At 67.3% G+C, this 4,891-nt stretch carries 6 protein-coding genes; 4 read left to right on the top strand and 2 right to left on the bottom strand.

What is annotated here, in order from left to right; all coding sequences use genetic code 11:
• The first annotated feature begins 202 nt into the window (after positions 1 to 202).
• Genes AC1D15_RS18175 through AC1D15_RS18160 form a run of 4 tightly spaced genes read left to right on the top strand, consistent with a single transcriptional unit; the run spans position 203 to position 3,582 of the window.
• Positions 203 to 709, top strand: a complete 507-nt coding sequence (locus AC1D15_RS18175; protein WP_047503245.1) for a gluconokinase — start codon at positions 203 to 205, stop codon at positions 707 to 709.
• A complete protein-coding gene (locus tag AC1D15_RS18170) occupies positions 706 to 1,227 on the top strand; it encodes a TRAP transporter small permease (protein ID WP_477827082.1) in 522 nt (173 codons plus the stop codon). The genes AC1D15_RS18175 and AC1D15_RS18170 overlap by 4 nt, the downstream gene beginning before the upstream one ends.
• Positions 1,227 to 2,519, top strand: a complete 1,293-nt coding sequence (locus AC1D15_RS18165) for a TRAP transporter large permease (RefSeq protein WP_477827081.1) — start codon at positions 1,227 to 1,229, stop codon at positions 2,517 to 2,519. The genes AC1D15_RS18170 and AC1D15_RS18165 overlap by 1 nt, the downstream gene beginning before the upstream one ends.
• A 49-nt stretch (positions 2,520 to 2,568) precedes the next feature.
• Entirely contained in the window at positions 2,569 to 3,582 is a 1,014-nt protein-coding gene (locus AC1D15_RS18160; protein WP_465113883.1) for a TRAP transporter substrate-binding protein, read from the top strand.
• 6 nt (positions 3,583 to 3,588) lie between these two features.
• Here the strand turns inward: AC1D15_RS18160 and AC1D15_RS18155 are convergent, their stop codons facing one another.
• Positions 3,589 to 4,788 carry a metallophosphoesterase gene (locus AC1D15_RS18155; protein ID WP_477827080.1) on the bottom strand — a complete coding sequence of 400 codons (1,200 nt, stop codon included), beginning with the start codon at positions 4,786 to 4,788 and terminating at the stop codon, positions 3,589 to 3,591.
• A gap of 13 nt (positions 4,789 to 4,801) precedes the next feature.
• Positions 4,802 to 4,888 (bottom strand): choice-of-anchor Q domain-containing protein, encoded by an 87-nt coding sequence (locus tag AC1D15_RS18150; protein WP_477827083.1) that lies wholly within the window; start codon positions 4,886 to 4,888, stop codon positions 4,802 to 4,804.
• Positions 4,889 to 4,891: the final 3 nt, after the last annotated feature.

Below are 4,891 nucleotides of genomic sequence, written 5' to 3'. Positions count from 1 at the left end.
GCGTGGGTCAGGGGAGCCCATCAGGGAAAGTCCGCATCGGTGGGCGAGCCATTGTTCACTAGGATAGCGCTGTCCTGCAACGAAGATGATGCAGTGATTCCCCTGATATCCACCGCTTTTCTGCGGAGGACAGCGCTGTCTGGGCTGCTTGCGGCTCGGCGCGCCCAGGCCTTGTTTTCCAGTTCTTCTCGTGCGGCGGCAGATGATCGGTTCGGTGGTGATGATGGGGGTGGCCGGGTGCGGCAAATCGACGGTGGGCGCGGTGGTCGCGCAGGCCGAGCGGCTGCAGTTGGTGGAGGGTGACGATCACCACAGCGCGGCCAGCCGCGACAAGATGAGCCGCGGCATCCCGCTGACCGATGCCGACCGCGACGGCTGGCTGACGACGCTGGCCGGCGAGCTGGCGGCGCACCCGCAGGGCATCGTGCTCACCTGCTCGGCCTTGCGCCGCGCCTACCGCGAGCGGCTGCGCGCCGCCGCCCCCGCGCTGCGCTTCGTGTTCCTCGACCTGACGCGCGAGCAGGCGCTGGCGCGCGTCACCGCGCGGGCGTCGGCGCATTTCTTCTCGGCCAGCCTGGTCGACAGCCAGTTCGAGACGCTCGAGTCGCCGGTCGGCGAGCCGCGCGTGCTGCGGGTCGACGCGACCGCGCCGCTGGCCGAACTGCAGACCCGCATCTCGGCCTGGCTGCATGCCACGGAGACCCCATGACGACCGACTCTTCTTCTGCGCCGGCTTCCGCGCGGCCTCATCCGCTGCTGCGCCTGGCCAACCTCGCGATGGGCGCCTGCCTGGGCGTGATGGCGGTCGCGGTGTTCATCAACGTCGTGCTGCGCTACGGCTTCGGCAGCGGCGTCGCGGCCAGCGAGGAGCTGTCGCGGCTGCTGTTCGTGTGGATGGTGTTCATCGGCGCGACGGCCGCCTACCCGCTGGGCGAGCACATGGCCTTCACCAGCCTGCTCGGCGCGCTGCAGCGCAAGCCGCTGGCCATGCGGCTGCTCACGGTGCTGATCCGCCTGCTGGTCGTGGCGGCCTGCGCGATGCTGGCCTGGGGCGCGTGGCAGCAGGTGGTGGTCGGCATGGACAGCCGCTCGGTGGTGCTCGGCTACCCGGCGGCGCTGCTGCCGCTGCCGGCCTTGCTGTGCGCGCTCGCGATCGGCGCGATGGCGTTCGTCGAGCTGGTGCGCAACAAGCCGATGGCGCTCGGCCACGGCGCGGAGGTCGAGTGATGTCGCCCGAAGGTCTGGCATTCGTCGTCTTCTCCGCCGGCATGCTGCTGCTGATGGGCATCGGCATGAACATGGCGCTCGCGCTGGTGCTCACCGGGGCCGGCATGGCCTGGGTGCTCGGCTTCTGGGACACCCAGCTGCTGGCGCAGAACCTGGTGGCCGGCATCGACAGCTTCCCGCTGCTGGCGGTGCCGTTCTTCATCCTGGCCGGCGAGCTGATGAACTCCGGCGGCATCAGCCGCCGCATCATCGACATGGCGCAGGCCTGGGTCGGCCACATCCGCGGCGGCCTCGGCTACGTGGCGATCGGCGCGGCGGTGCTGATGGCCAGCATGAGCGGCTCGGCACTCGCCGACACCGCGGCGCTCGCCACCATCCTGCTGCCGATGATGCGCCAGCAGGGCTACCCGATGGCGACTTCGGCCGGGTTGATCGCATCGGGCGGGATCATCGCGCCGATCATCCCGCCGTCGATGCCGTTCGTGATCTACGGCGTGACGACCAACACCTCGATCTCGGCGCTGTTCATCTCCGGCATCGTGCCGGGGCTGCTGATGGGGGTCGGGCTGATCTTCGCGTGGAAGTGGGTGCTGCGCCGCATCGAGCTGCCGAAGGGCACGCCGCTGCCGATGCGCGAGCGCCTSAAGGCGACCACCCGGGCCTTCTGGGCGATGCTGATGCCGATCATCATCATCGGCGGCATGAAGAGCGGCGTCTTCACGCCGACCGAGGCGGCGGTGGTCGCGGCCTTCTATGCGCTGGTGGTGGCGCTGTTCGTGCACCGCGAGATGCGCGTCGTCGAGGTCGGCGGCGTGCTGGTGCGCGCGGCCAAGACCACGGCCATCGTGATGTTCCTGTGCGCCGGCGCGCAGGTCGCGAGCTACATGATCACGCTGGCCGACCTGCCGAGCGTGCTGACGAACTGGCTGGGTCCGCTGGTCGAGAGCCCGCGCCTGCTGATGGCGGTGATGATGGTCGTGCTGGTGCTGATCGGCACCGCGCTCGACCTGACGCCGACGATCCTGATCTTCGGCCCGGTGATGCTGCCGATCGCGGTGAAGGCCGGCATCGACCCGGTCTACTTCGGGCTGATGTTCATCCTGAACGGCGCGATCGGGCTGATCACGCCGCCGGTGGGCACGGTGCTGAACGTGGTGGCCGGTGTCGGCCGGCTGCCGATGAGCAGCGTGATCAAGGGCGTCAACCCGTTCCTGCTGGTCTACGTGCTGCTGCTGGCGCTGTTCGTCGTGTTCCCGCAGATCGTGATCGCGCCGGTGCACTGGATGCACTGAGGCCATTGCACGGAGATTTCCTTTTCTTCCATCCCCCAGGAGACAAACCATGACCATGATTCGCCGTACGCTCGTGGCCGCCGCTGCGGTGGCCGCCTTCACCGCGCCGCTCGCCGGCTTCGCGCAGGACATCAAGCCGCGCCTGATCCGTTTCGGCTACGGGCTGAACGAGCAGAGCAACCAGGGCCGTGCCGCGAAATTCTTCGCCGAGCAGGTCGAGAAGGCTTCGGGCGGCAAGATGAAGGTGCGCGCGATCGGCGCCGCCGCGCTCGGCCCGGACGTGCAGATGCAGCAGGCGCTGATCGGTGGCGCGCAGGAGATGATGGTCGGCTCCACCGCGACGCTGGTCGGCATCACGAAGGAGATGGCACTGTGGGACACGCCGTTCCTGTTCAACAACGCGAAGGAAGCCGACACGGTGCTCGATGGCCCGATCGGCCAGAAGGTGAATGCCAGGCTGCAGGACAAAGGCCTGGTCGGCCTCGCGTACTGGGAGAACGGCTTCCGCAACCTGACCAACAGCAAGCGGCCGATCACGAAGCTGGAAGACCTGAACGGCGTCAAGCTGCGCGTGATGCAGAACAACGTCTACCTGGACAGCTTCAAGACGCTGGGCGCGAACGCGGTGCCGCTGCCGTTCTCCGAGCTGTTCAGCGCGCTGGAGACGAACACGGTCGACGGGCAGGAGAATCCGTACAACACCATCCTGTCGAGCAAGTTCTTCGAGGTGCAGAAGTACCTCAGCATCACCAACCACGTCTACAGCCCGTGGATCGTGCTGGTCAGCAAGAAGTGGTGGGACGGCCTGTCGAAGGACGAGCAGAAGGTGCTGGCCGATGCCGCGAAGGCGAGCCGTGATTTCGAGCGCAAGGACACGCGCGACGAGGCCGGCAAGGCGCTGGCCGACCTGAAGGCCAAGGGCATGCAGATCAACGAGCTGTCGCCGGTCGAGGCCGGCCGCATGCGCGACAAGCTGACGCGCGTGAATGCCGGCATCGGCGCGAACATCGGCATGGAGCTGTGGCAGGAGACGCAGGCGGAACTGGCCCGCCTGCGCAAGTAAGCCGGATCAGCGCGTGAAGCTGTCGATGGTGCTGCCGTCGACACCGATCACCTTGGCGGTGATCGTCGAATCCTTGATGTCGAAGCGCACGTAGTGGTTCACCGCGGTGGCCTTGGCGTTCAACGCACCGATCGTGCGGAAGCCCGCCAAGTCCGACCCCCCGCCGCCGGTGATCAGGTAGACCGTGCCCTTCGCATCGTCTCGCACGCCCGCCGGGTTCGCGCTGTCGGCATACACCGGCACCGAGCGCTCGTACACGTGGTTGTGGCCCGAGATCACCATCTTCACCTTGTACTTGCTGAACTCCTGCAGCAGCGTGTTCCACGACGCGTTCGCCGCGTGCCCGTCGGAATACGTCACCAGCGGCGCATGCGTCAGCACGATGGTGTTCTTGATCGCCGGGTTGGCCGCCGCCTTCGCCAGGTCCCAGCGCAGCCAGTCGAGCTGGTGCTTGTAGTAGTACGAGTCGTAGTTGCCCTCGTTCGCCACGGTGCAGCCGTTCGAACACTCCATCAGGTTGTAGTAGTCCGAATTCAGGTGCATCACCGTGAAGTGCGTGTTCTTGTAGTCGAACGAGTAGTACATGAACTCCGCATACACGCCGCGCACCTTGGCGCAGGCCGATGCGTAGAACGCGCTGTCGGTCAGGTGCTGGATGTCGGTGCGCGTCCAGTCCTGGAAGTAGGCCTTGGCCTGCGTGTGGTTGGGCACCAGCTTCTGCACCGTCGCCTGGCTGAACACGTCGCAGAAGCCGTTGCCGAACTTGTCCGGGTACCAGCCGTCGCCGAAGTTGTCGTCGTGGTTGCCGACCACCGGGAAGTAGTACACCGGCAGCCCGGCCGCCGGCGCCTTGTTCTGCAGCGGCGCGATGATCTCCTTGAAGCTGCCCTTGGCCGCATCGGTCGCGCAGTCGCCGCGCTGCACCCAGTTGGTCGACTTGTCGTAGCCGGTGATCATGTCGCCGGTGTTGAAGACGAAGGCCGCGCTGGCCTCGGCCGCCATCTTGGTCACCAGGTTGATGTGGATGGCGTTGCCGTCGCAGCCGCCGCCGGCCCGGCTGTCGCCATAGGCCAGGAAGCTGAACGAGGTGCCGTCGCCGGCGGGCGGCGTGCCGGGCGCGGCTTCCGCCGAATCTCCGCCTCCGCCGCCGCTGCAGGCCGCGACGGCGGCGAGAACCACCAGCGTGATGTGGAAGAAGCGATGCATCGCGGGGCTCCGTTCAGTATTCATACGCGCCGACGTCGATCTTGCCGCCCTGCGGCCGCGCCGTCGCGAGGAAGTCCTTCGCCACCAGCGCGGTCGGCACACC

The sequence above is a fragment of the Rhizobacter sp. P2_H2 genome, from assembly GCF_056403375.1.
Note: the sequence above shows the minus strand (reverse complement) of the source record. Positions and strands in the feature narration are given on the sequence as shown.